Below are 22,596 nucleotides of genomic sequence, written 5' to 3' on the forward strand. Positions count from 1 at the left end.
TACCGAAGTCACAAGAATTACTTCTTGCCCTTCTTGGCGGGAGCAGCTACGGGAGCAGGTGCAGCGCCTTCGGCAGGAGCCACTTCGGGCAGCTTGATCGAGATCAGCGAAGGGTTCTTGTTGGCGCCACGCACCACAGCCTTCACGCCGTTGGGCAGCTTCAGAGCTTGCAGGCCCAGCACGGACTTGGAAGTCAGGGCGCTCAGGTCCACCTTGATGAACTCGGGCAGGTTTGCGGGTTCGCAGATCACTTGCAGCTCGTGCATCAGAGGAGTCACGGTGCAGTTCTCGCCCTTCACGGCGGGGGATTCAGCAGCGCCTTCGAAGTGCAGGGGCACGTTCATGTGCAGCTTGGTGTTGCCGTCCACGCGCTGGAAGTCGATGTGTTGCACCAGCTTCTTGTAGGGGTGGAACTGCACGTCGCGCAGCACGACCTTGGTCACTTGACCGTTGACTTCCATGTCCAGGATGCTGGAGTGGAAAGCTTCCTTGTGCACAGCGTGCCACAGGGCGTTGTGATCGATTTCGATCAGTTGGGCTTCACCAGCACCGTAAACGATACCGGGGGTCTTGCCCGACAGACGCAGACGGCGGCTCGCACCCGTACCTTGCTTGGCGCGCTCAGTAGCGACGAATTGCATAACTAACTCCTAGATGGGCGGACCGCGACCAGTCTCGCCCGATTGATAAAAGAATCTGCACCTTGCAGCAAGGCCGTGGATTCTTGCGGTGGCCTCGAAACAGTCAAACCTCCCGAAGGAGGTTTGCTTGGGCTCAAGGCCGAAAAACCAAAGATTTTAAGCGGTAAACAGACTGCTCACCGAATCGCCTGTGGAAATGCGGTGAATTGTCTCGGCAAAGAGGCCCGCCACAGACAGCTGGCGAATCTTGCCGCATTGCTGGGCTGCGGGGCTCAGAGGAATGGTGTTGGTCACAACCACTTCGTCCAGAGCGCTGCCGTTGCCGATGCGTTCCAGGGCCGGGCCCGAGAAGATGGGGTGCGAGCAGTAGGCGTACACGTTCTTGGCGCCGCGCTGCTTGAGCACTTCGGCAGCCTTGACCAGCGTGCCGGCGGTATCGATCATGTCGTCCATGATCACGCAGTTGCGGCCGTCGATATCGCCGATCACGTGCATGACTTCGGACACGTTCGCCTTGGGGCGACGCTTGTCGATGATGGCCAGATCGCAACCCAGCTCCTTGGCCAGGGCGCGAGCACGCACCACACCGCCAACGTCGGGGGAGACGACGATCAGGTCTTCGTAGTTCTTCTGACGCAGATCACCCAGCAGCACAGGGGTGGCGTAGATGTTGTCCACGGGGATGTCGAAGAAGCCCTGGATCTGATCGGCATGCAGGTCCATGGTCAGCACGCGCTCGACACCTACGGCCTGCAGCATGTTGGCCACCACCTTGGCGGTGATGGGCACGCGGCTGGAGCGGGGGCGGCGATCCTGGCGGGCATAGCCGAAGTAGGGGATCACGGCGCAGATGCGCTCGGCCGATGCGCGCTTGAGGGCATCGACCATGACCAGCAACTCCATCAGGTTGTCGTTGGTCGGAGCGCAGGTGGACTGAACCACGAAAACGTCGCGGGCGCGAACGTTCTGCTTGATCTCGACCGCGACTTCTCCATCGGAGAAGCGGCCAACGTCAGCAGCACCAAGAGAGGTACCGAGGTGCTTAACAATCTCTTCGGCCATGCCAGCATTGGCATTGCCTGTGAAGACCATGAAATCTGAGTGATGTGAATGCATTGTGCGTCCCAGTGCTGTGGGTTGCTATGACGCAAGAAGATGTTTGGCAGGGGAAGAAGGATTCGAACCTTCGCATGCCGGAATCAAAATCCGGTGCCTTAACCAACTTGGCGACTCCCCTACACAGGCCTTTTGTCGAAGACAAAAAGCCTTATAACTTGTTCTCTGGAATCCAGCTATTAAGTGGGTGTTTTTCCAGATTTCTGCAAACCCTGATTTGCCATGTGCCAGGAGCACAGCTCAAATCAATGCTTTGCGCTATCGGTGAAAATACCGCACTTCCAGAGCCCGTCATTCTAGCATGCAATTTGAGTGATTCAAGCCAGCTTCTGACTTTCATCACTTCGGGCTGCAAGCCTTCAGCGACCGGCTGCAGGTCGTTTCGGCCAAAGCCGAAGTGGTTTGCAGCGAAGTCCGCAACTATAGCAGGCTTTGTGTCGCGTTTCAGGGACTCGCTGGAAAAAATCTTGCCGGTTTCCAAGCCCTCTTCGGGCTTGACCACCAGGAACTGCTGCTGCGGCAAGGCATTGCGGCCTGTCAGCGGGGTGATGATTTCACCGATGCCGCTGACCCAGGCCGAGTGACCGCAGAGGAAAAAGGGGACATCGGCGCCGAGCTTCAAGCCTATGCTTTGCAGTTCCTGGCGCGAGAGGTTCAGATTCCAGAGGCGGTTCAGCGCCATCAGTGTGCTGGCAGCATCGGATGAGCCGCCCCCCATGCCGGCTTGGGCGGGCAGGTGCTTTTCAATCCCTATGCGCACGCCTTGCGTGCAGCCTGTGGCTTGTTGCAGGGCGCGGGCCGCGCGTGTGATCAGATCATCGGCAGGAAGGGCAACGCCGTTGAGGTCTTCACGGCTGATCTGGCTGCTGACCGTACGCTCGAAATGCAGCACATCATGCCAGTCGATGAGCATGAAGACGGATTCCAGCAGGTGATAGCCGTCAGGCCTGCGGCCGGTGATATGCAAAAAAAGATTGAGCTTGGCCGGGGCCGGCACGTCATAAAGCGAGTGCATGGCGTGTATGTGTCAGTAAGAGAAAAACGGTGCAACGATAGCACCGGGTTGCCGGCCAGTCAGCGAGCGTCCTGATCGAGAACGATACGCAAAGAGGCCTCGGGTGGCGGGCTGATACGGTCGGCACGCAGGCGGCCGTCGCTGATGCGCGAAAGATCAGTCTGCCAGCCGGTCACGGCCGTGTTCCTGCCTTGCAGCCAGTCGAACAGTGCAGCGACGGGAATATCGCTGCCTGTCATGCGGGTGATGAGTTCAGGCAGGGAGTCCGACTGGGTGATCTGATCGCCTTGCTGCAAGGTGGCTCCGCCACGCGTCCATTGCAGGCGGGCCATGATGGATCCCAGTGGGTTGAAGACCAGCAAAGTACCGCTTTCGGGCTGACCTTGCAGCTCAAAACCGGCGCTGAAGGATTGCTGCTGGGCATCCTGAACCTGTAGCGCCATGCGGCCGGACCAGTGGTGGCTGGCCGCCACATCGAGCGGCAACTGCCGTGCCGGTTGGGCGCAGCCGCCGAGCATGGCCGCTGCCAGAGCCAGCCCGAGGGCGGGAACCATCTTCAAGAAAGCCGGGCTGCGCTTCATGGCGTCACTTTGAGCCGTTTGAGCGTTTCCAGCAAAGTGTCATTGCTGCTGTCTGCCTTCATGCCCTGGCGCCAGATGAGTTGGGCGCGGTCTTGCTTGCCTTGGGCCCAGAGAACTTCTCCCAGGTGGGCGGCAATTTCTGCATCCTGACGCGTGGCATAGGCCTGCTCCAGCAGCTTTTCGGCTTCGTCCAGATTGCCGCGGCGGAAATGCACCCAGGCCAGGCTGTCGGTGATGAACGGATCACCGGGCTGCATGTCCAGAGCCGTCTGGATCAAGGTCTGCGCTTCTTCCAGCTTGATGCCGCGATCCGCGTAGGAGTATCCCAGTGCGTTGTACGCATGCTTGAAGTCGGGCTTGCGCTTGATGATGTCGCGCAGCAGGCGCTCCATCTCGCTGAAATTCCCGGCTCTTTCCGCGAGCAAGGCTGTGTCGTAGGTCAGCTCCACATCATCGGGTGCCTGGCTCAGCAGATGGGCTTGCAGCGCATAGGCTTCCTTGTTCAGGCCGGCGTCGCGCAGCAGCTGCACCTCGGCAATCTGCTTGAGGCGCTTCTGGTTGGGGCCGTTTGCCGGAATGGCCTGGATAAGGGCGCGAGCTTCCTTGACCTTGCCCTGGCGAGCCAGCAGATCGGCGCGCCGGGCCTGCACGCTGAGCAGGTTGGCGGCATCGGGAATGCGCTGCAGATAGACGTCGGCCTCGTCGTAGCGCTGGCGCTTTTCGGCCAGATCTGCCCTGAGCAGATAGAGCTGGGATTCGCCAGCAGCGCGGCCCACACCCTCAGGCAGCTTGGGCAGCAGAGAGCTGAACTGTGTCAGGGACACGTCGGCAGCATCCAGCTCGCCATCCTGCAATTGCAAATTGGCGAGCATGACCCAGGCTTCCGGAAATTCGGGTGCCTCGCGGGTTATGAGCTGCAGCTGGGTCTTGGCATCGGCATTGCGCTTTTGTCCCAGCAGCACGCGGGCATAGGTCAGGCGCAGCTGGGGCGAATGATTTTTTTCAAGATAGCGCTTGACCAGCGGCTCCACTTCGGCGGAACCCGATTCCAGCAGCTCCATGGCCAGCAAGGCGACGGCACCCGACTCAGGACTCAGCTTGGCGCCGTTCTGCAACGCCTGCAGGGCGGCGGGCTTCTGGCCGGCGATCAGGCGCATATGGCCTATGGCGGCCCAGGCCATGGGGCCGTTCTTCGGGTCCTTGAAATCGATTTCCAGCGCTTGCTCGACCACATCGGCGGCCAGAGGCTTGTCCGAGGCATTGTTGTAGAGCTGGGTGATGGCCAGAAAAGTGGCGCTTCGATTGGCTTGCGGGGTCAGCTCGACCTCTCGACGCAGATAGCTGCCCGAGTCTGCGATGCGGTTCATCACCACCAGAATGCGCAGCACGGCGCGGTTGGCATCGCGTGATTCGGGGTAGGCCTCCAGCCAGGCGCGGGCATTGCGCAATGCGCGGTCGCCCGAGCGTGACTGAATGGCGAGTTCGGTGGCGCGACGATAGAGCTTTTCGTTGTTGCTGCCGCGCGCGGCCTCCATCATCAGGGCCTGAGCGTCCGTCAGAGCGCCTTCCTGAGCGGCCATCTCTGCCACCAGGATTTCGTAGAACAGCTCGGCAGACAGAGCTGCTTGCTCATTCTCACGCTCCGCGGCCTGTTCGAGATCGGTGCTTTGCTCGATCTTGTCCTGCTGGGGGGGCGGGTCAGCGGTCTGGGCGGATGCGATTGCCGATCCCATGGCCAGAACGGCGGCCACGGCGAGTCCCTGAAAACGTAGAGGATGAACCATCGGCTCATAATAATCCAAGCTTGTTGAACACTTGGCGAAGATGAGATTGCATGCCTGAGTTGCCCGAAGTCGAGGTTACGCGCCGCTCTTTTGCTGACCGCATTGCGGGTGCGCAGATTGAGAAAGCCACCTTGGGAAAGCCCCTGCGCTGGCCTCTGGGACTGTTGCCGCAGGCACTGGCCGGCAAAGTCGTGCTGGGCGTGCGCAGACGCGGCAAGTATCTGCTGCTGGACCTGAGCGAAGGTCTGCTGCTCATGCACCTGGGCATGTCGGGCAGCCTGCGCTTTGCGGGCCTCGACGAGGAGCCGCTGGGCACGGCCGGAGCGCATGATCACTTTGACCTGCAGACATCGCGCGGCTTGCTGCGCCTGCATGATCCGCGCCGCTTCGGTGCCGTGATCTATGTTCCGGATGAGGGCGATGCCCTGGCGCGCAAGCTGCTTGACCATCTGGGTATGGAGCCGCTGAGCGAGGGATTCACGCTGGATGCCTTTCAGGCCGGGCTGGCCGCCAGCCGCTCGCCCATCAAGCAACTGCTGCTCAGCGGCAGCGTGGTGGTCGGTGTCGGCAATATCTATGCTTCCGAGGTGTTGTTTCTCTCGCGGATTCACCCGGCAACACCGGCGCGCGATGTGGGCAGGCGCAAGGTCAAGGTTTTGTATGAGGCCATTCGCACCGTGCTGGCCTTGGCGGTGGAGAAAGGCGGCACGACCTTGCGCGACTTTTCCGCAGCCAACGGCATGGAAGGGCACTTTCAGCTGGAGGCCCGGGTCTATGGCCGCGATGGCCTGCCTTGCTCGCATTGCGGCGCCGCCATTCAGCTCATGCGCCAGGGGCAGCGCAGCACCTATTACTGCGCCCGCTGCCAGAAAGCCGCGAAAACCCTCTGAATTTGATAGCTAATACCGCAGTTTGAGTATGCGTTCAGGCATGTTTTGACGTCACAATTTCATTTTGGTGCTTGATATGCCTCAGGGGCGTCGCCAATGCCCAGGCATTGGCGCTGTTCTGCGCCGTTGCGCGCAGATACTTCGCGGCTAGGGATATCAGGCCAGCCTCTGGAAGAGCCGTAGATGCTGTCAAGGGGCAATGCTATATATTGATCTGGCTGTCAGCCTTGGCTGACCCGGCGACTCAGACAAACAAGAGGGGTAGATGTGTCAGCTTCATTCAACGAGCAGTTCGGACAGTATGGTGCCTGGCGAAGGGGCTTTGCCACCCAACTGCAGGAGCTGCGTGAATGGTTGATGGCCCAGGATCTGCTGGACGCCTCGGTGCAGGAGCGCTTGCAGAGACTGGAAGAGCAGATGCGCACCGACAAGGTCATGGTGGCCTTTGTGGCCGAGTTCTCGCGCGGCAAATCCGAGCTGATCAATGCCGTCTTCTTCGCCCATTACGGCCGCCGGCTGATGCCGGCCAGTGCAGGCCGCACCACCATGTGTCCAGCGGAGCTGGGTTGGGAGCCGGAGTTGCCGCCCTGTCTGCGTCTGCTGCCCATCGATACCAGAGAGTCGCAGGAGAGCCTCGGCCAGTGGCGCATGCGCCCCGACGCCTGGGTGCAGCAGCCCCTGGATATCGCCGATGCACAGCAGATATCCGACACGCTGGCCAAGGTGGCCGAGGTGCGCAAGGTCTCCATCGATCAGGCCAGGGCCTGGGGCTTTTGGCATGACGACGATGCTGCCGATAACCCCATGGTCGATGCCGACGGTTGGGTCGAAGTGCCAATGTGGCGCCATGCCTTGATCAATATGCCCCATCCGCTGCTCAAACAGGGGCTGGTGATTCTCGATACGCCTGGTCTGAATGCAGTGGGTGCCGAGCCGGAGCTGACCGTCAATCTGATACCCCAGGCACATGCCGTGGTCTTTGTGCTGGGCGCCGATACCGGAGTGACCAAGTCCGACCTTGCCATCTGGCGCGACCATGTGCTGCCGGCAGGAGCCGGCAAGGCAGGGGGCGATGACGCCCTGGCTGCATCGCGTCTGGTGGTGCTCAACAAGGTGGATACGCTGTGGGACAGTCTGAGTTCTGGCGCGCAGGTGCAGGCCCAGTTGCGCCGTCAGCAGCAGGACTCGGCCCAGTTGCTGGGGGTGGCGCTGGAGCGTGTGCTGCCCATCTCCGCCCAGAAGGGGCTGGTCGCCAAGGTGGGGCGTAACGACAGCCTGCTTCAGGCCAGCGGTCTGCCCGCTTTTGAAGACCTTCTGGCCAATGGCATCATGGGGCAGCGCCAGAAAGTGCTGCAGGCAGCTGTGCGTACCAATGTGCAACAACTGCAGTCGCAGGTCGAGCGCGTCATCAATATGCGCCGCAGCGATCTTGACGACCAGCTGGCCGAGCTCTGCGGCCTGCGCGGAAAGAATGCGACGGTGATTGCCAGCATGCGTGCCCGCATCGAGGCCGAGCACAAGGAATTCGACCAGAGTGCCGGCCGCATCCAGGCCATGCGCCACATCCATATGCGCATGCTCAAGGAGCTGTTCCAGCTTCTGAGCTCGAGCACTTTGAAGGCCGAATTGGCCGGGCTGAAAGAGGCGCTGGATCAGCGCGGGCTCAAACTTGGCCTGCGAAAGGTCTATGAACAGACCTTCGGGCGTCTGCATGCTGTGGCTGCAAAGGTGCAGGACCAGGCCGATGAGATCCAGGCAATGATGAGCTCCTCGTTCAAGGAACTCAATGCGGAGTTCGGCTTCTCCCTGCAGACACCGCCGCAGCTGGTGCTGTCCGAGCTCAAGGACGACTTGCGCAGCATCGAGGGCAGCTACACCCAGTATCTGGGGCTTAGCAGTGTCATCAGGCTCGGCAGTGCCGACTTTTCGCAGCGCCTGATCAAGGCGCTGGCGCTGCGCTTGCGCACGGTGTTTGAAGCGGCATCGAACGACGTGGATATGTGGAGCAAATCACTGACTGCGCCGGTCGATGCACAATTGCGCGAACGTAAACGCAGTTACACGCGCCGCCTGGAGGCCGTGGACCGGATCAGCGGTGCAGCCACTGAGCTGGAGGAGCGCATTGCCGACATGGAAAATGTGAAAGCCCGCATGGGAATGCTGCAGACGCAGCTGATCAGCGCATCGGCGCAACTGCTGGATCCGATTGCGGCCGAGCGGCCGCAGGCCGCGTCCATGCCGTTGGACATCAACCTGGTAGCTTGAAATCTTGACTCTCCCTTCGATTGCCGCAGCTGTAGTGCAGTGGCAGGCCAGCCATGGCCGCAATCATCTGCCCTGGCAGCAAACCCGTGACCCTTACCGCGTCTGGCTGTCTGAAATCATGCTGCAGCAGACCCAGGTCAGTACCGTGCTGGGCTACTACCAGCGCTTCCTGGACGCTTTTCCGGATGTGGCCAGCTTGGCTGCTGCTCCGCAGGATGCCGTGCTGGCGCTGTGGAGCGGCCTGGGCTACTACAGCCGCGCGCGCAATCTGCATCAATGCGCGCAGACCGTGATGGAGCAATGGGGCGGGGCTTTTCCGCAAACGGCCGAAGAACTGGCGACCTTGCCAGGCATTGGCCGTTCCACGGCCGGTGCCATTTCCTCGTTCTGCTTTTCCGAGCGGGTGCCGATTCTGGATGCCAATGTGCGACGTGTTCTCACACGGGTGCTGGCGTTCGATGCGGATCTGGCGCAGTCCAGAAATGAAAAGCAGCTTTGGGAACACGCCCAGCAACTGTGCCCCACAGAGAATCTGCACGAAGCCATGCCGCGCTACACCCAGGGCATGATGGATCTGGGCGCCAGCGTCTGCACATCGCGCAAGCCCACTTGCCTGGTGTGCCCCTTGCACTCCGAATGCCGGGCGGCCCGCGCCGGCAACCCGGAGAACTATCCCGTGCGCACGAGAAAGATCAAGCGCAGCTCCGAGTCCTGGTGGCTGCTGCTGGCGGTGGATGCACAGCGCCGCGTATGGCTGCAAAAGCGTCCGCAAGCCGGTATCTGGGCCGGGCTTTACAGCCCGCCGGTCTTTGAAGACTATGCGGCACTGCAAAGCCATGCGCAGGCCGCATGGCCTCAGGACGGGACCAGGGGCTGGCAGGATCTTCCAGGCTTTTTGCATGTGCTGACCCACAAGGATCTGCACCTGCATCCGGTTCTGGTGCCCGTCGATCAGGCGCATGCAGCCCTGGTGTCAGAGGGCGATGCATCGTGCTGGGCGGATGCAGCTGCCTGGGCCGAGCTGGGTCTGCCGGCCCCTATCCGCAAGCTGCTCGACGCCGAGCTGGCCTGAACGCCTGCCCATGAATGAAAAAAGGTGACGGCTGGCGTCACCTTTTTTCATGGCTGCAGATTTCAGAAGCGCAATCTGGGCATCAGCATGGAGCAGCGCAGCCCCATCAAGGCCAGCCACAGGGCCTTGGCCTGCGGGTTGCTGCGCTGCGCCTGCAATTGCCGGCCGGCGGCCACCACCTGCTGGCGCAGGACTTGCTGCTCCCTGCGGTCGCCTTGACTTTGTGCGCTCAGCCAGAGTTGCTGGTACTGCTGCACGCTGAGCTGGCAAGGCTCGCCGAGCAGATGGCGCGACGAAGTGTTCAGCAAGGCCTGAGCCTGCGGGGTGTGCCGTGACTGGCTCATGCGGCCTCCTCTTGTTTCGAAGACTTGCTCGGCGCTTCGCTCTCACTGCGTCCAAAGGCGTACCAGTCCACATGACGGGTGCAGATCATGACCAGGGCCAGCACGCCGAACAGGGCGATGGAGCCGACAACCAGAGCGGTCTGCTCCAGCTGCAGCAGCACATACAGCAGGCCGTACAGTGCCGAGATGGCAACCGCGAACGGCAGGCCGCGCCTGATGCTGCCAAGAATGTGGCTGGCATAGAAAGCCAGCAGAGCCACGCAGGAGCTGGCCGCTATCGCATAGGCCGTGGCAAAGCCCAGGTGTTCGGACAGGCTGATGAGCAGCAGGAAGAAGCTGCACAAGGCCGAGCCGACCAGCAGGTACTGCACGGGGTGAACGCGCAGCTTTTTCATCACTTCGAACAGACCGACCGCGACAAAGGTCAGGATCACAAAAAGAATGCCGTACTTGGTGGCGCGCTCGCTCAGCGAGTAGACATTGACGGGGTTGACGAACTCCGTGTCCATGGTTTCGAGGCAGGGGCCGCTGTCGTCATGGCTGCGGGCTGCAGAGGCCGCATAGGTTTCCGAGCCGCCCCAGTAGCCAGGGCTGCAAAGACGTTGCTGGCGGGTGAAGGCCGTGCTGGCAGAAGTGGCCAGCGAAGACAGCTCCCAGCTGGCGGTGAAGCCGCTGTCCGTCACCTCGCGTCGGCTGGGTAGAAAGCTGCCGCCAAACGAGGGGTGGGGCCAGTCGGCAGTCAGCGTGACCTTGCTTTCCGTGGCGATGGGGCTGAAGGCGAGCTGCTCCGTGCCCAGCAACTGCAGCTTGAGGTCCAGGTTCAGGGCTTCACCTTTTTTCAGCAGGCTGGCATCAATCTCTGCCTGAATGCCTTTGCCATAGCGCTCCAGCGGCGTGCCGGACTCGACCGCCAGGTCCTGGCCGTTGGCCTGCAGCGTCGCACTGCGGATGCCGCGCGGGTCGCTGAGCGCAAATGCCACAAGGACCTTCTTGCAGCGCACCACGGCGTTGGGCTCGCTGGGCTTGGGCAGCTCCGCATACTGCGCGGCATTGGCAAAGCCGGCCGATATCTGGTCGTGCAGCACATAGGTGTTGATGTGGTGCAGGCCGCGTGAGCGCTCTTCCATCTTGGCATTGGCGTCGTGGTTGAGCGTGTCGGGCAGCAGCATGCGCTGGAATTCCCGGGTGCTGTATTCGATTTTCTTGCCATTGGTCGTGCTGGTGGTCTCCGTGCAGCTCTGCACCAGGGCCGGCCCAATCAGCGTTTGCGTGCCGGCCAGGCTGGAGACCACGCTTTGCACGGCGTAGTCGCGGTTGCGGATGCGGTCTTTCACCACATCCTGAATCATGGACAGGCCGGCCATGAGCAAGGCCAGAACGATCAGCAGTGAGACTGTCTTGAACAGCAGTCGGTTTTTCATGCGTGCTCCTGAATGAGGGGTTTCAGGACGCAGTGTCGGCAGCGACTGTGTGGACGCAATGAAGTCTGTGAAGCGGGTGTGAAGTCCTGCTTGAAAGCCTTGGTTGCTCAGCTTTGGGGAGCGAAATCCAGGGTCACGGCAAGGCCAGGGTGGCGATTTCGGACCTGCATGCTGCCGCCATGAAGATGCATGATGCGGCTGACGATGGACAGGCCCAGGCCGGTGCCGCTGCGCTCTCCGTTGGGTCTGGGCGTGGTGAAGAAGCGCTCGCCCAGACGGGCCAGCAAGGGCTCGGCAACCCCTGGGCCCTGATCACTGACGGTGATGCGGTGCTGGCCCAGCTCAAGCTCGATCACGCTGTTCTCGGCAGAGAAATCCAGGGCGTTCTGCAGCAGATTGCTGATGGCCAGGGTGACCAGGCCGGTCTCCCAGGGGCCGCTGCTGTCCACGCCGCTCAGGCGTATGGAGATGCGGCGTTGCTCGGCATGGCTTTGAAGAGAGTCCATGGCCTGGCGCGCACATTCCATCAGGCTGCAGCCGTGGCTGGTGTCCAGTTGCTGGCGCTGTTCGAGACGGCTGAGCTGCAGCAGCTGGTCGATCAGGTTCTGCAGGCGCAGGCTCTGGTCCACCACCTGTCTGGCAAACATGGCACGGTCCTGGGGCGGTAGCTCTTCCTGCAGCAACTCGCCCGCGCCGCGTATGGCGGCCACCGGGCTTTTGAGTTCGTGGGTCAGAGCGCGTACATACCCCTCGATATAGTCGCGCCCTTCCAGGCGCTTGCGCATATTGTCCATGGCCTGGGCCAGCTCGCCCAGCTCGCCGGGCATGTCGGGTATGGCCGCAGGAGCCGAGGCCTGTGCGGGGTGGGCAGACTCGTTGAGCGTGGGGGCCTGCACCTGTTGTGCATAGTTGCGCAGCCGGCGCACGTGAAGCACAAACCACCAGGTCACCGCACAGCCTACGGCGGCGGACAGCAGCACAAACAGCAGGCCGCCGCGCAGAATCTTCTGCTCGGCGCCGTCGACGATTTTCTGTACCGAGCTGGAGGGCTTGGAGGTGGTCAGCACCCCGGCAATCTGGCCGTCCACCATGATGGGCGCGGAGACATACATGACGCTGCTGGATTCGTCCTCCTTGACGGCTCGCGTGGTGCGTGCGCCATATTCACCGCGCAGCGTCAGATAGACATCGCGCCAGCGCGAGTAGTCGGCGCCCTGGTCCCTGCCCTGGGAGTCGAACAGCACGATGCCTTGGTCGTCGGTGACGGTGATGCGCAGATCCAGCGTGGTCTTGCGTGTGTCCCAGATCCAGGCCTGTATCGGCTTTTGTGTGTAGCCCTGAAGCTGAGTGGCAAACGTGCTGTCCGCACCGGCTTGCAGCCGACCTTTTTCCATGTCGGCACTGGCCAGCGTGGCAAGCGCATAGGCGGTCTCCACCAGCGTGTCCTCGGTCACCTTGCGCACGCTGGGCTTGATCTCCACCATGAAGACGCGCAGCACGAAAAAGGCGGCCAGACCGTTGATCAGGAAGAAGGCAAAGAAAAGGCGCAGGCCCAGACGCATACCGGCTATCCGGGCTGGTTCAGGCTGTAGCCCAGACCGCGGTGGGTGACGATGAGCTCCTGATCGGGCAAACGCTCGCGCAGTTTGGCGCGCAGGGTCTTGATATGGGTATCCACCGTGCGGTCCGTGCTCTCGCTGTCCAGCCCCCAGATTTGCTCCAGCAAGGCGTCGCGGCTCAGGATACGGCCTGCGGCGTTGACAAGGCTTTGCAGCAGCTGATATTCGCGCCGTGTCAGATCCAGCGCTTTGCTGTGGATCAGAGCCCGTTGCCCTTGCTCATCTATTTGAAGTGCTTTCGCAAGCTGGACGGGCGCTGCAGGCTGAAACTGCCTGGAGCGGCGCAGCAGGGCTCGGGTGCGCGCCAGCAGCTCGCGCGGGCTGAAGGGCTTGGTCAGATAGTCGTCCGCGCCCAGTTCCAGGCCCAGGACCTTGTCCATCTCCTCGCCTCTGGCACTGAGCACCAGTACCGGAACAATGGAGCCGGCAGAGCGCAGCTCGCGGCACCAGTCCAGGCCGTTGCCGTCGGGCAGGCCCACGTCCATGAGCAGTACATCAAACGCTGTCCTGCCCCATTGCTGACGCGCATCGGCGATCAGCAGGCTGTGGGTGACGGCTATGCCCTCGCGCTCCAGAGCGTAGCAAATCGTTCTTGCAATGGCCGGGTCGTCTTCGAGCAGCAGCACCTGCATGGCTGACGTCTGAGTGCTGAGCATGCGGTTCAGCTGACCGGTTGGATGGCGTCCGGGGCCAGAAACTGCTGAGAGACCTGGATGAATTTGTCGCGAAAATCCAGTGAGCGGTGGCGGCGCACGGTGGGCCACTGCTTCTCGAAATGTCTGGCCAGGGCTTCGACGAGAAAGACGGAGCGGTGCTGCCCGCCCGTGCAGCCTATGCCCACGGTGACATAGCTGCGGTGGTCTCTGGACAGCAGCGGTAGCCAGCGTTCGAGGAATTGCTGTATGTCCAGCTGCATCTGCTGCACCTCGGGCAGGGCACCCAGATAGTCGGCAACCGGCTTGTCCAGGCCCGTCAAGGCACGCAGCTCCTTGTCGTAGAAGGGATTGGGTAGCATGCGCACGTCAAACACGTAGTCAGAGTCTGTGGGCATGCTGTGCTTGAACCCAAAGGACTGGAACATCAGCGTCATCTGCCCTGTGGGTGCTTCGATGATCTGCTTGATATAGCTTTGCAGCTGCGCCGACTTGAGGTCCCCGGTGTCGATGACGATGGAGCGGTCACGCAGCAGGCCCAGCAGCTCGCGCTCCTTTTCGATATCGAGCTCCAGTGCCTGGCGCTCGTTCGTCTGGGCGCCCGGAGACAGAGGGTGGCGCCTTCTGGTTTCCGAAAAGCGCCTGATCAGAGTGCTGCTGTCCGCATCGAGAAAAATCATGCGCGGCATCAGCCCCTGCTTTTTCAGGCGATGCAGCTGGTCAGGCAGCTGAGGCAGGCCCTTGGCGCTGCGTGCATCCATGGCAATGGCCACTTTCTCGTCCTGATGGGTGAGCTTGAGCTCCACAAAGGACTGCAGCAATTCCGGGGGCAGGTTGTCGACGCAGTAGTAGCCAGCATCCTCCAGCGCGTGCAGCGCAACGGATTTGCCCGATCCGGACATGCCGCTGATCAGAACAATCTCCATGGACATGATTTCAAACTCCTCTGACTTTGCCGCTCTTGCGGGCTGTCGTGCTGGCCTTGGCGCTTCTGGCTGGGGTGGCCGATGGACGCAGGGCGCTGTTGGCGGCCTGCTTTGCAGGCAATCTTGCCATGGCCAGCATTTCTCTGGCATGGGCCATGGTTGCTTCGGACAGGTGCTCGCCGCCCAGCATGCGGGCCATTTCCATCTCGCGCTCCTCGCCCGCCAGCGGGTCCACGCTGCTGATGGTGGTGTTGGATTTGGGGCGCTTGGTCACTCGGTAATGCTGGTCTGCATAGGCTGCGACCTGGGGCAGGTGTGTGACGGCCAGCACCTGGCGCGAGCCGCCGAGCGAGTGCATGAGGCGGCCTACGGTTTCGGCCACGGCTCCACCCACACCGGAGTCCACCTCGTCAAAGATCAAGGTCCCGGCCTGACCCAGTTCGCTGGTGGTCACGGCAATGGCCAGCGAGATGCGCGACAACTCGCCGCCTGATGCCACCTTGGCCACGGGCTTGGGCGTGGCGCCGGTATGGCCGGCCACAAGAAAGGTGATGCTGTCCGTGCCGGCCGGGCTGGCGGCGTCGGCATGCTCCAGCTGCACTTCGAAACGACCGCCCTTCATGCCCAGACTTTGCATGGACTGGGTGATGGCGCGCGACAGGCGTGGTGCTGCCAGGGTGCGCTGTTGCGAGATTTTGCGCGCCTCGGCCTGATACCTGAGGTGGGCGGCTTGCTCTTTGGCGCGCAGCCCCTCCACATCGACGGCGGCATCCAGCTGGTGCAGCTCCTGTTTCCAGCCTTCGAGCAGGGCGGGCAAGTCCTCGGGTGTGCGCTTGTAGCGGCGCGCCAGCTGCATCCACAGCGACAGGCGTTCATCGAGATCGGCCAGCAGCTCGGGGTCCAGATCGGCGCGGCGCAGATAGGCCTGCAGCGAGTGACGGGCATCGTGCAACTGGGCCACACAGGAGCCCAGTACGTCGGCAATGCTCTGAAACTCAGGCTCCAGGTGCTCTTGATCCTGCAGCAGGTGGTGGGCTCTGCCCAATGGGGTGGCCGCTCCTGCATCATCATCCTCCAGCAGCTGCAGGCAGGACTGTGCCGAGTCCATCAAGGTCTGCGCGTGCGACAGACGCGTGTGCTGGGAATTGAGCTCATCCCACTCTTCAGCGCGTGGCGACAGCTTGTCCAGCTCGGAAATCTGCCATTGCAGGCGTTCCCGTTCGCGTTGCAGATTGTCCTGGGCCGAGAGCGCCTGCTCCAGAGCCTGATGGCTCTGGCGCCAGTCCTGCCAAAGCGATTTGAGCTGGGCCGTCTCAATGCCGCCATAGGTATCCAGCATGGCGCGTGCTGCGTCAGGGCGGGTCAGGCTTTGCCAGGCATGCTGGCCGTGAATATCGATCAACTGATCGCCCAGATGGCGCAGCTGTGTGGCCGTGGCGGGCGAGCCGTTGATCCAGGCGCGGCTGCGACCCAGACTGTCAATGACGCGGCGCAGCAGCAAATCCTGCTCCTGCGCAAAACCCGACTCCTCCAGCCATTCATTCAGTTGGGGTGGGCAATCGAACTCTGCGCAAATATCGGCCTGAGGGCAGCCTTCGCGCACCACCTGTGCATCGGCTCGTGCGCCCAGCACCAGTTGCAGAGCGTCGAGCATGATGGACTTGCCGGCGCCGGTTTCGCCGGTCAGCACCGTGAAGCCGGTCTGCCAGTCCAGATCGAGTGACTGGACAATCACAAAGTCCCGCAGGACGATGCGCTTCAAGGCCATGGTCAGACGCCTCCCTCGTTCCAGCCCAGCTTTTTGCGCAGGGTGTCGAAGTAATTCCAGCCCTTGGGGTGCAGAAAGTGCACGCTGTGATCGGCGCGCGTCACCAGGATGCGGTCGCCATGCTGCAGCGATTTCAGGGACTGCATGTCGAAGTTCGCGCTGGCGTCGCCCCGGCCGCCCACCACCTCGATAGTCACTTCCTGGGCGTCGGAGAGCACGATGGGACGGTTGGAGAGGTTGTGCGGCGCGATGGGTACCATCACCCAGGCCGGAATCGAAGGGTGCAGCATGGGGCCGCCGGCCGAGAGCGCATAGGCGGTGGAGCCCGTGGGGGTGGCCACGATCAAGCCGTCCGCGCGCTGGTTGGAAACAAAGCTGCCGCCGACCTCGATGCGCAACTCCACCATGCCCGAGGTCGAGCCACGGTTGACCACCACATCATTCATGGCCTGGGCCTCAAACACGCACTGGCCGTCGCGCATGACGCGAGCATTCATCAAGGTGCGTTCGTCTTCCTCGTACTCGCCCTGCAGTATGGGCGTGATCGAGGCTTCGAATTCATCCAGGGCAATATCGGTGACAAACCCCAGCCGCCCCTGGTTGATGCCGACCAGCGGCGTGCCATAGCGCGCCAGATGGCGACACACGCCCAGCATGGTGCCGTCGCCGCCCACCACCAGACCCAGGTCGCAATGCCTGCCCAGTCCGTCCACATCCATGCTCGGGTAATCGGGCAGGCCCGCGTAGATGGCGGACTGGGTATCCAGAATCACCTCACAACCCATGCTGCGCACGTAACCGGCAATCCGTTGCAGCGCTTCGCTGGCTGCATCGGACGGAACGCCTGCTGCGGGTGTGTGGTACTTGCCGATCAGGGCAATATGGTGGAACGTGGATGTCATCTGGGAAATTACATCATTAAAATGAAATCATGCTCGACGAACGTGCCAAGTTATTGCTCAAAGCGCTGATCGAGCGTTACATCGCTGACGGTCAACCAGTCGGTTCGCGCACTCTTTCACGTGCATCCGGGCTTGAATTGTCGCCTGCCACCATACGCAATGTGATGGCCGACCTGGAAGAGATGGGACTGATCATCAGTCCTCACACATCGGCAGGCCGCGTGCCGACAGCCAGGGGATACCGCCTGTTTGTCGACACCATGCTGACCGTGGATCGCTGCGATCTTGTAACGCCCGGCCTGATGCCCGAACAGCCGCAGAAGGTGATAGCCAATGCGGCCAATCTGCTGTCCAGCCTCTCCCAGTTCGTGGGAGTGGTCATGGTGCCGCGTCGCAGCTCCGTCTTCAAGCATATCGAGTTCGTGCGCCTGTCGGAGCGGCGCTTTCTGGTCATCATCGTCTCGCCCGAAGGCGATGTGCAAAACCGCGTGATCTTCACGGATGTGGATTACGAGTCCTCGCAACTGATAGAAGCCTCGAATTTCCTCAATCACCATTACGCCGGTTTGGCAATGGAGGAGGTGCGCACGCGGCTGCAAACCGAGGTGGAGCAATTGCGGGGCCAGGTTGCCAGCCTCATGCAGGCGGCGGTAAATGTAGGCACCGAGGTCATGAGCAACCATGATCGCGAGGATGTGGTGATCGCCGGCGAGCGCAATCTACTGTCCGTGAGCGATTTTTCCAGCGACATGGGCAATCTGCGCCGTGCTTTCGACCTGTTCGAGCAGAAAACGCAAATCCTGAGGTTGCTGGACTTCTCCAATCAGGCTGATGGCGTACGCATCTATATCGGCGGCGAGAGCCAGACCGTACCGTTTGAAGATCTGTCTGTAGTGAGTGCTCCCTATGAGCTCGACGGCAAGGTGGTCGGCACCTTGGGGGTGATCGGTCCTACGCGCATGCACTACGACAAGATGATCCAGATTGTCGATATCACATCCAAACTGGTGAGCAATGCTCTGAGCCACAAGCGTTAGGCCCTACAATGGCGAAGTTTTTCTGGTGGCAGCCACGGCTGTTGTCAGTGTTGGGGCGTTAGCTCAGTTGGTTAGAGCAGAGGACTCATAATCCTTTGGTCGTCGGTTCAAGTCCGCCACGCCCTACCAAGCTGCATGAAAGCCTGCCATCTTCATCGATGGCAGGCTTTTTCTTTGCATGAACGCGAAAAAGTTGTCGATTTGGTCCGAGAGCCGTTTTTGCGCTGCTAGAATACAACCCTGTTGCGGCTGTAGCTCAGCTGGATAGAGTACTTGGCTACGAACCAAGGGGTCGTGGGTTCGATTCCTGCCAGCCGCACCAAAAAACGTCAAGCCTCAGAACTGAAAAGTTCTGAGGCTTTTTCGTTTCTGGGCTCAGGCTTTGGGTATCAGCAAGGTGAAGCTGCTGCCTTGGCCCAGCTGGCTGCTGATCTGCAGGCTGCCGCCATGACGCTGTGCCACGGTGCGCGTGAAGGCCAAGCCCAGGCCCACGCCATCCATGCGCTGGTGCTGCTGCAGGCGCTCGAATGGCTGGCTGAGCCTGGCCAGCGACTCCTCATCCATGCCGCAGCCGTGATCGCGCACGGCAATGCCCCACTGGCTGCCTTGCTCGACAATATGGATTTCCACAAGGGCGATGGCATCGGTATCTTGCGGCTTGCCGTACTTGACGGCATTGGTCAGCAAATTGATGACGGCGCGGTGCAGCAGACCGGGGTCGCCATGCACGCAGGCTTCGGCATCAGGCAGCTCGAACACCAGTTGCATGTTCTGCTGCTGGGCAAGGGTCCAGCAATCCGAGACGGCCTGATCCGCCAGCAGACCCAGATCCAGGACTTCGCTGCGGTATTGCTGCTGCTGGGCTCTGGCCAGATGCACAAAATCGTCTGCCAGCTGAAGGGATGACTGGGCATAGCCCTCAATGCGCTTAAACAGAGCATCTTGCGAATCGATGCGCTTGCCTGTGCGCTGCATCTCCAGCAAGGTGATGATGGAGCCTATCGGTGCACGGATATCGTGGGAGATGAACTGCATGGCTTGGTCGCGCTGGGCCTGTGCACTGCGCAGGTCGCTGATATCGACCAGGGTGATGAGCCAGCCTGAGGTGGGCGGTGCCTCGAAGCTCTGGCTCAGCAGCATCAGGTGGCGGCCCTGGGTGTCGCGCCCTTCGCTTTGGCGTGACAGAGTGGCTTGCTGCAATGCACTGTGCGTGAGCAGTGGTGTGCTGCTGGCGCTGTTCAGGCCGCGCAGAAGGGCGACCAGATCGTCGCCTTGCTGGAGTTTGTGCTCCAGGCTTTCGATATAGCGGTGCGCGGCCGTGTTGGCGAGCAGCAGAATCCCTTCGCGGTCGCAGACAAAAGTGGCCGAGGGCAGCTGGCGCAGGCTTTCGCTGACGAAATGATGCAATGCACGCAGCTGGCGCGAGGCTTGCTCCACTGCGTCAATCCGCTGATCGAGTGCATCGCTTTTGAGCGAGGGCGCGGGAAGGCCCTGGCCTTGCAGATCGCGCAGCTCCAGCGCCAGAAAGCGTGTGGCGGCGCGCAGGCGCAGCCAGCTCCACAGCGGGTAGGCAAGCGACAGGCTCAGCAGTGCCGCAGCGGGGGCTGTCTGCACATGACCCCAACGCGGCGCCAAACCGGCTATCGATAGACTGAGCAAGGCCAGCAGGATGCTGGAAATCAGCCCGCCAGAAGGGCCGAGCCAGGCCAGAGCCAGCAGGCCCAGCAGCACGGGCAGCACATTGAGGCTGCGGTTGAGCGTGGCAGAGGCCGGCTCCAGATGCGTGTCCTGAAGGATGCCGTTGAGCACATGGCCCAGCATTTCCACATTCGAGATCAGGCGCGCATCAAAGCCGATGGGGGCGGTGAATTTTTCGCCAATACCCGCGGCAGTGGCTCCAATCAGCACGTATTTGCCGCGAAAAGCGACTGCCGGGATATTGCCGCGCAGGATGTCGATATAGGAGTAGGTGGTGAACGGCGAGCCCAGGCTGTTCTGGCGGTCCCGCGAAGCCTGGGCAAAAGCGATGAACTGGGGCTGCAGCTTTTGCCAGGAGTTGGCTGCAACCGAGTCTGCTGGAGGTGAGGCAGATGGTTGGCAGGGGCGGGCGGTCTGGCCCACGCAGTGCAGGCTCAGCGCCATATGCCACCAGAGCTGGTCGGCCCTGCCTTCCTGCGCATAAAAGCGTCGCACCACGCCGTCGGCATCCACAGGCATCTGGGTGTGTCCCAGAGCAGCAGCCTCGCTGGCAAGGCTTTGCAAAGGGGCGGTGGCAGTGCTTTGCGCGGAGCGCGTGACGGGCAGCACTACATTGCCGCTTTTTTGCAATGCCCGTTGCAAAAGCAGATCGTCTCCGGGGTAGTCCCAGTCTTCCTCGCTGAAGACCACATCCATGCCGATGGCGCGGGGCTGGCCTTGGGTGATGCGCTCCAGCACGGCGGCGTGCAGTGCACGCCGCCAGGGCCAGCGGCCTATGCTGTCGATGCTGTCATCGTCGATGGCCACGATGACGATATCGGGCGAGGCGGGACGCTGGTGCAGCCAGGCCGATGTGTCCTGAATAATGCCGTTGAGACGTGCCAGCTGCCCCGGGCCGCTGAGCCACCAGGTCATGCCGAGCAGGAAAGTGCTGAGCAGCAGCCAGCTCAGGCGCAGGTTCTGCAAGCGGCTTTTGCGCAGGTTGGGAGCTTCAACCATAGGGGTGATTCGGTAAGAAGCACATAAAACCATAGCATCCAGCGCTTGCTATATAAGCATTCAAGAGATGAATCCTATGAAGTTTCATGGAATTCAAGCGCTGGCAGCTATTGTTTTTACTGGCGCATCAGGCGTGAACCGTCGCCGGAAGTCATCGTCTGCCCCTCGGACGAGGTTACCCAGTTGCCGGTCTGGAATTGGCGCGCGGCAGACAGATTGCTGCGCAGGCCGTTGGCATCCTCGACCTGCATCTGCAGATAGTAGGTACCAGGAGGCAGGTCCTGCGTGCTCCACTGAGGCTGGGTCACCCAGATGTCGATCAGGGGGGCAGTAAAACCGGCGTCGCTGGCGACCACGATGCGGTAGCGTTGACCCTCTTCACCTGCCCAGTGAATATGGCTGCTGCCTTCGCCGGGCGCGCCGCCGATCTGCATCTCGGGCGATTGGGGGGCCAGGGCCAGTTTCATCTTTTGCGGGGCGGCGAAGGGGCCCGCATCCGGCTGTCCGTTGTCAAGCGTACGTATGCTGCTGACGCGCCACATATATTCGCCAACAGGCAGCTTGGTCAGCGCATTGGCAGGCAGGGCGCAGTCCTTGAGGTCGTTGGCATCGATGAGCGGCTGGGCAAAGCTGCCGTCGGCGGCGGCCACCTGGATGCGGTAGGCCGAGGCTTCGGCCACCTGGGTGCATTGCAGGCCTTGCTGGCCCTGTCCGACGGTGGCTTCAGGTGCTGGCGACTCGTAGAGCGGAGGCACCGGATGCGCTTTGATGCGCAACGCTTGCAGGCTGCGCTTGCCAGGAATGCCGTTGGTGTCAATGGCGCGAATGGCCGCAATGTAGCTGCCGTCTTCCACTCCCGTCAGGCGTGCAGGTGACTTGGTGAACATGCCGCCGCGCACGATCTGGGTCAGCTCCTTGTCCTGAGCCAGCAGCACTTGGTAACGCACGGCACCAGCCATGGCCGGCAAGGGCAGGCTGACCCAGCTGGCGTCTTCGACAAGAGAGGGCCAGGCCGCAATATCGGGAGCCTCCAGCATGGCGGTGGGCCTGCCGATCTGGCCGTTGGCGGAAACGGATAGACCTTGACCTGGCCTCAGCAAGGCTGCGGGCTGGCCCGTCTGCACGGCGACCGAGCCTTCGTCGACGGCAGCAGCCGTGCGGCCCGCGTCATCGCTCATTACCAGAAACTGGGTGCCGCGCACGCTGGTCGAGGCCGCCGGGGTGCGCACTTCGAAGCGGCGCTCGCCATTGGTCTGCCTGGACACTTTGGCTTCAATCGCGCCCTCGCGCAGATCGATGACGGACTGCAGAGTGCCGGCTCGGCCTTTGCGGCGCATCTGTCGCAACTCGACATCGGATTCGGACTGCACGCGCACCAGTGAGCCATCTGCCAGACGCACAGAGACAAAGGCGTTGGCGGGAACCTGGAGCGAATCGCCTTCCTGCAGCAACTGGCCTTTTTGCACAGGCTGAGGTGGCGCGTTGACGGAGTCTGCGAGATGGCTCGCAGAGCGCGAGCTTTGCACATCGCCTTGCACAAACACCACCGAAGCCATCGCGGCGCGCAACAGGCGCGTGGGAATTTCCAGCACCGAACCAGGGCGCAGACGCAAGGGGTCTTCCACCTTGTTGTGGTTTTGCAGCGCCGTCCAGCGCTTGTGGTCGCCCAGATAACGTGCTGCCAGCGTCTCCAGCGTATCTCCAGTCTCCACGCGGTGGGCAATGACATCGTTGCCGCGGGGCGTGATCTGGGCATGGGCCAGACCTGCTGCCGTCATCCCTCCAAACGCCACCCACAGCATGCCTGCACCCAGAATGGGCATGGGGGAGCGGACGGAAAAGAGGTTTTGACGTAAATCAGGCAT

Annotated in this window: 18 protein-coding genes and 3 tRNA genes; 6 read left to right on the forward strand and 15 right to left on the reverse strand. The window is 61.8% G+C overall.

Annotated features, from left to right (window positions below):
• Positions 1-17 precede the first annotated feature (17 nt).
• From AC1RTQ_RS06280 to AC1RTQ_RS06305, 6 genes are all read right to left on the reverse strand, one after another.
• Positions 18-641 (reverse strand): 50S ribosomal protein L25/general stress protein Ctc, encoded by a 624-nt coding sequence (locus AC1RTQ_RS06280; protein WP_492874726.1) that lies wholly within the window; start codon positions 639-641, stop codon positions 18-20.
• 156 nt (positions 642-797) lie between these two features.
• Positions 798-1,757, reverse strand: a complete 960-nt coding sequence (locus AC1RTQ_RS06285) for a ribose-phosphate pyrophosphokinase (RefSeq protein WP_003066035.1) — start codon at positions 1,755-1,757, stop codon at positions 798-800.
• A gap of 44 nt (positions 1,758-1,801) precedes the next feature.
• Positions 1,802-1,878: transfer RNA gene (locus tag AC1RTQ_RS06290), tRNA-Gln, on the reverse strand.
• Positions 1,879-1,908: 30 nt separating this feature from the next.
• On the reverse strand, positions 1,909-2,772 hold the full coding sequence (gene ispE / locus AC1RTQ_RS06295; RefSeq protein ID WP_492874727.1) for a 4-(cytidine 5'-diphospho)-2-C-methyl-D-erythritol kinase: 864 nt from the start codon (positions 2,770-2,772) through the stop codon (positions 1,909-1,911).
• A 59-nt stretch (positions 2,773-2,831) separates the two neighbouring features.
• A complete protein-coding gene (locus AC1RTQ_RS06300) occupies positions 2,832-3,353 on the reverse strand; it encodes an outer membrane lipoprotein LolB (protein WP_492874728.1) in 522 nt (173 codons plus the stop codon).
• Positions 3,350-5,137: a tetratricopeptide repeat protein gene (locus AC1RTQ_RS06305; RefSeq protein ID WP_492874729.1), complete on the reverse strand. Its 1,788-nt coding sequence runs from the start codon at positions 5,135-5,137 to the stop codon at positions 3,350-3,352. Before AC1RTQ_RS06305 ends, AC1RTQ_RS06300 begins: the two co-directional genes overlap by 4 nt.
• A gap of 50 nt (positions 5,138-5,187) precedes the next feature.
• On the opposite strand from AC1RTQ_RS06305, the gene mutM reads away from it, so the two are divergent.
• The 3 genes from mutM (at position 5,188) to mutY (ending at position 9,364) form a co-directional block, all read left to right on the forward strand.
• On the forward strand, positions 5,188-6,027 hold the full coding sequence (gene mutM / locus AC1RTQ_RS06310) for a bifunctional DNA-formamidopyrimidine glycosylase/DNA-(apurinic or apyrimidinic site) lyase (RefSeq protein ID WP_302092136.1): 840 nt from the start codon (positions 5,188-5,190) through the stop codon (positions 6,025-6,027).
• A gap of 267 nt (positions 6,028-6,294) precedes the next feature.
• Positions 6,295-8,292 (forward strand): dynamin family protein, encoded by a 1,998-nt coding sequence (locus AC1RTQ_RS06315; RefSeq protein WP_492874730.1) that lies wholly within the window; start codon positions 6,295-6,297, stop codon positions 8,290-8,292.
• Positions 8,293-8,296: 4 nt separating this feature from the next.
• Positions 8,297-9,364 carry an A/G-specific adenine glycosylase gene (gene mutY / locus AC1RTQ_RS06320; protein WP_492874731.1) on the forward strand — a complete coding sequence of 356 codons (1,068 nt, stop codon included), beginning with the start codon at positions 8,297-8,299 and terminating at the stop codon, positions 9,362-9,364.
• A 62-nt stretch (positions 9,365-9,426) separates the two neighbouring features.
• On the opposite strand, the gene AC1RTQ_RS06325 is transcribed toward mutY, so the two are convergent.
• The 7 genes from AC1RTQ_RS06325 to AC1RTQ_RS06355 form a co-directional block, all read right to left on the reverse strand.
• Positions 9,427-9,708 carry a hypothetical protein gene (locus AC1RTQ_RS06325; RefSeq protein ID WP_302092133.1) on the reverse strand — a complete coding sequence of 94 codons (282 nt, stop codon included), beginning with the start codon at positions 9,706-9,708 and terminating at the stop codon, positions 9,427-9,429.
• Positions 9,705-11,129, reverse strand: coding sequence for a cell envelope integrity protein CreD (gene creD, locus AC1RTQ_RS06330; protein ID WP_492874732.1), 1,425 nt, complete (start codon positions 11,127-11,129; stop codon positions 9,705-9,707). Before creD ends, AC1RTQ_RS06325 begins: the two co-directional genes overlap by 4 nt.
• 107 nt (positions 11,130-11,236) lie before the next feature.
• On the reverse strand, positions 11,237-12,691 hold the full coding sequence (gene creC / locus AC1RTQ_RS06335; RefSeq protein WP_492874733.1) for a two-component system sensor histidine kinase CreC: 1,455 nt from the start codon (positions 12,689-12,691) through the stop codon (positions 11,237-11,239).
• A 5-nt stretch (positions 12,692-12,696) separates the two neighbouring features.
• On the reverse strand, positions 12,697-13,380 hold the full coding sequence (locus AC1RTQ_RS06340; RefSeq protein WP_492874976.1) for a winged helix-turn-helix domain-containing protein: 684 nt from the start codon (positions 13,378-13,380) through the stop codon (positions 12,697-12,699).
• Between the two features lie 29 nt (positions 13,381-13,409).
• Positions 13,410-14,333 (reverse strand): RNase adapter RapZ, encoded by a 924-nt coding sequence (gene rapZ, locus AC1RTQ_RS06345; protein ID WP_492874734.1) that lies wholly within the window; start codon positions 14,331-14,333, stop codon positions 13,410-13,412.
• 4 nt (positions 14,334-14,337) lie between these two features.
• Positions 14,338-16,095: a DNA repair protein RecN gene (gene recN / locus AC1RTQ_RS06350; protein ID WP_492874735.1), complete on the reverse strand. Its 1,758-nt coding sequence runs from the start codon at positions 16,093-16,095 to the stop codon at positions 14,338-14,340.
• Positions 16,096-16,097: 2 nt separating this feature from the next.
• Positions 16,098-16,997, reverse strand: a complete 900-nt coding sequence (locus AC1RTQ_RS06355; RefSeq protein WP_302092128.1) for an NAD kinase — start codon at positions 16,995-16,997, stop codon at positions 16,098-16,100.
• A gap of 29 nt (positions 16,998-17,026) precedes the next feature.
• Here AC1RTQ_RS06355 and hrcA point away from each other — a divergent pair, with 29 nt between their 5' ends.
• The 3 genes from hrcA (at position 17,027) to AC1RTQ_RS06370 (ending at position 18,356) form a co-directional block, all read left to right on the forward strand.
• Complete coding sequence (hrcA, locus tag AC1RTQ_RS06360; RefSeq protein WP_302092127.1) at positions 17,027-18,034, forward strand: heat-inducible transcriptional repressor HrcA; 1,008 nt, start codon at positions 17,027-17,029, stop codon at positions 18,032-18,034.
• A gap of 52 nt (positions 18,035-18,086) precedes the next feature.
• Positions 18,087-18,163 (forward strand) — tRNA-Ile (locus AC1RTQ_RS06365).
• Positions 18,164-18,279: 116 nt separating this feature from the next.
• Positions 18,280-18,356 (forward strand) — tRNA-Arg (locus tag AC1RTQ_RS06370).
• Between the two features lie 53 nt (positions 18,357-18,409).
• Here the strand turns inward: AC1RTQ_RS06370 and AC1RTQ_RS06375 are convergent.
• Both AC1RTQ_RS06375 and AC1RTQ_RS06380 read right to left on the reverse strand, forming a co-directional pair.
• Positions 18,410-20,731: a CHASE2 domain-containing protein gene (locus tag AC1RTQ_RS06375; protein ID WP_492874736.1), complete on the reverse strand. Its 2,322-nt coding sequence runs from the start codon at positions 20,729-20,731 to the stop codon at positions 18,410-18,412.
• Between the two features lie 116 nt (positions 20,732-20,847).
• The gene (locus tag AC1RTQ_RS06380; protein WP_492874737.1) at positions 20,848-22,554 is read right to left on the reverse strand and encodes a FecR family protein; all 1,707 of its coding nucleotides are present in this window, start codon (positions 22,552-22,554) and stop codon (positions 20,848-20,850) included.
• Positions 22,555-22,596 lie beyond the last annotated feature (42 nt).

The organism is Comamonas sp. GW821-FHT11H03, from assembly GCF_058807955.1.

Bases quoted from the DNA above. Each gene is read 5' to 3' on its own strand.
- AC1RTQ_RS06280 (WP_492874726.1), bottom strand. From the start codon at position 641: ATGCAATTCGTCGCTACTGAGCGCGCCAAGCAAGGTACGGGTGCGAGC.
- AC1RTQ_RS06285 (WP_003066035.1), bottom strand. From the start codon at position 1,757: ATGCATTCACATCACTCAGATTTCATGGTCTTCACAGGCAATGCCAAT.
- ispE (WP_492874727.1), bottom strand. From the start codon at position 2,772: ATGCACTCGCTTTATGACGTGCCGGCCCCGGCCAAGCTCAATCTTTTT.
- AC1RTQ_RS06300 (WP_492874728.1), bottom strand. From the start codon at position 3,353: ATGAAGCGCAGCCCGGCTTTCTTGAAGATGGTTCCCGCCCTCGGGCTG.
- AC1RTQ_RS06305 (WP_492874729.1), bottom strand. From the start codon at position 5,137: ATGGTTCATCCTCTACGTTTTCAGGGACTCGCCGTGGCCGCCGTTCTG.
- mutM (WP_302092136.1), top strand. From the start codon at position 5,188: ATGCCTGAGTTGCCCGAAGTCGAGGTTACGCGCCGCTCTTTTGCTGAC.
- AC1RTQ_RS06325 (WP_302092133.1), bottom strand. From the start codon at position 9,708: ATGAGCCAGTCACGGCACACCCCGCAGGCTCAGGCCTTGCTGAACACT.
- creD (WP_492874732.1), bottom strand. From the start codon at position 11,129: ATGAAAAACCGACTGCTGTTCAAGACAGTCTCACTGCTGATCGTTCTG.
- creC (WP_492874733.1), bottom strand. From the start codon at position 12,691: ATGCGTCTGGGCCTGCGCCTTTTCTTTGCCTTCTTCCTGATCAACGGT.
- AC1RTQ_RS06340 (WP_492874976.1), bottom strand. From the start codon at position 13,380: ATGCAGGTGCTGCTGCTCGAAGACGACCCGGCCATTGCAAGAACGATT.
- rapZ (WP_492874734.1), bottom strand. From the start codon at position 14,333: ATGTCCATGGAGATTGTTCTGATCAGCGGCATGTCCGGATCGGGCAAA.
- recN (WP_492874735.1), bottom strand. From the start codon at position 16,095: ATGGCCTTGAAGCGCATCGTCCTGCGGGACTTTGTGATTGTCCAGTCA.
- AC1RTQ_RS06355 (WP_302092128.1), bottom strand. From the start codon at position 16,997: ATGACATCCACGTTCCACCATATTGCCCTGATCGGCAAGTACCACACA.
- hrcA (WP_302092127.1), top strand. From the start codon at position 17,027: ATGCTCGACGAACGTGCCAAGTTATTGCTCAAAGCGCTGATCGAGCGT.
- AC1RTQ_RS06375 (WP_492874736.1), bottom strand. From the start codon at position 20,731: ATGGTTGAAGCTCCCAACCTGCGCAAAAGCCGCTTGCAGAACCTGCGC.
- AC1RTQ_RS06380 (WP_492874737.1), bottom strand. From the start codon at position 22,554: ATGCCCATTCTGGGTGCAGGCATGCTGTGGGTGGCGTTTGGAGGGATG.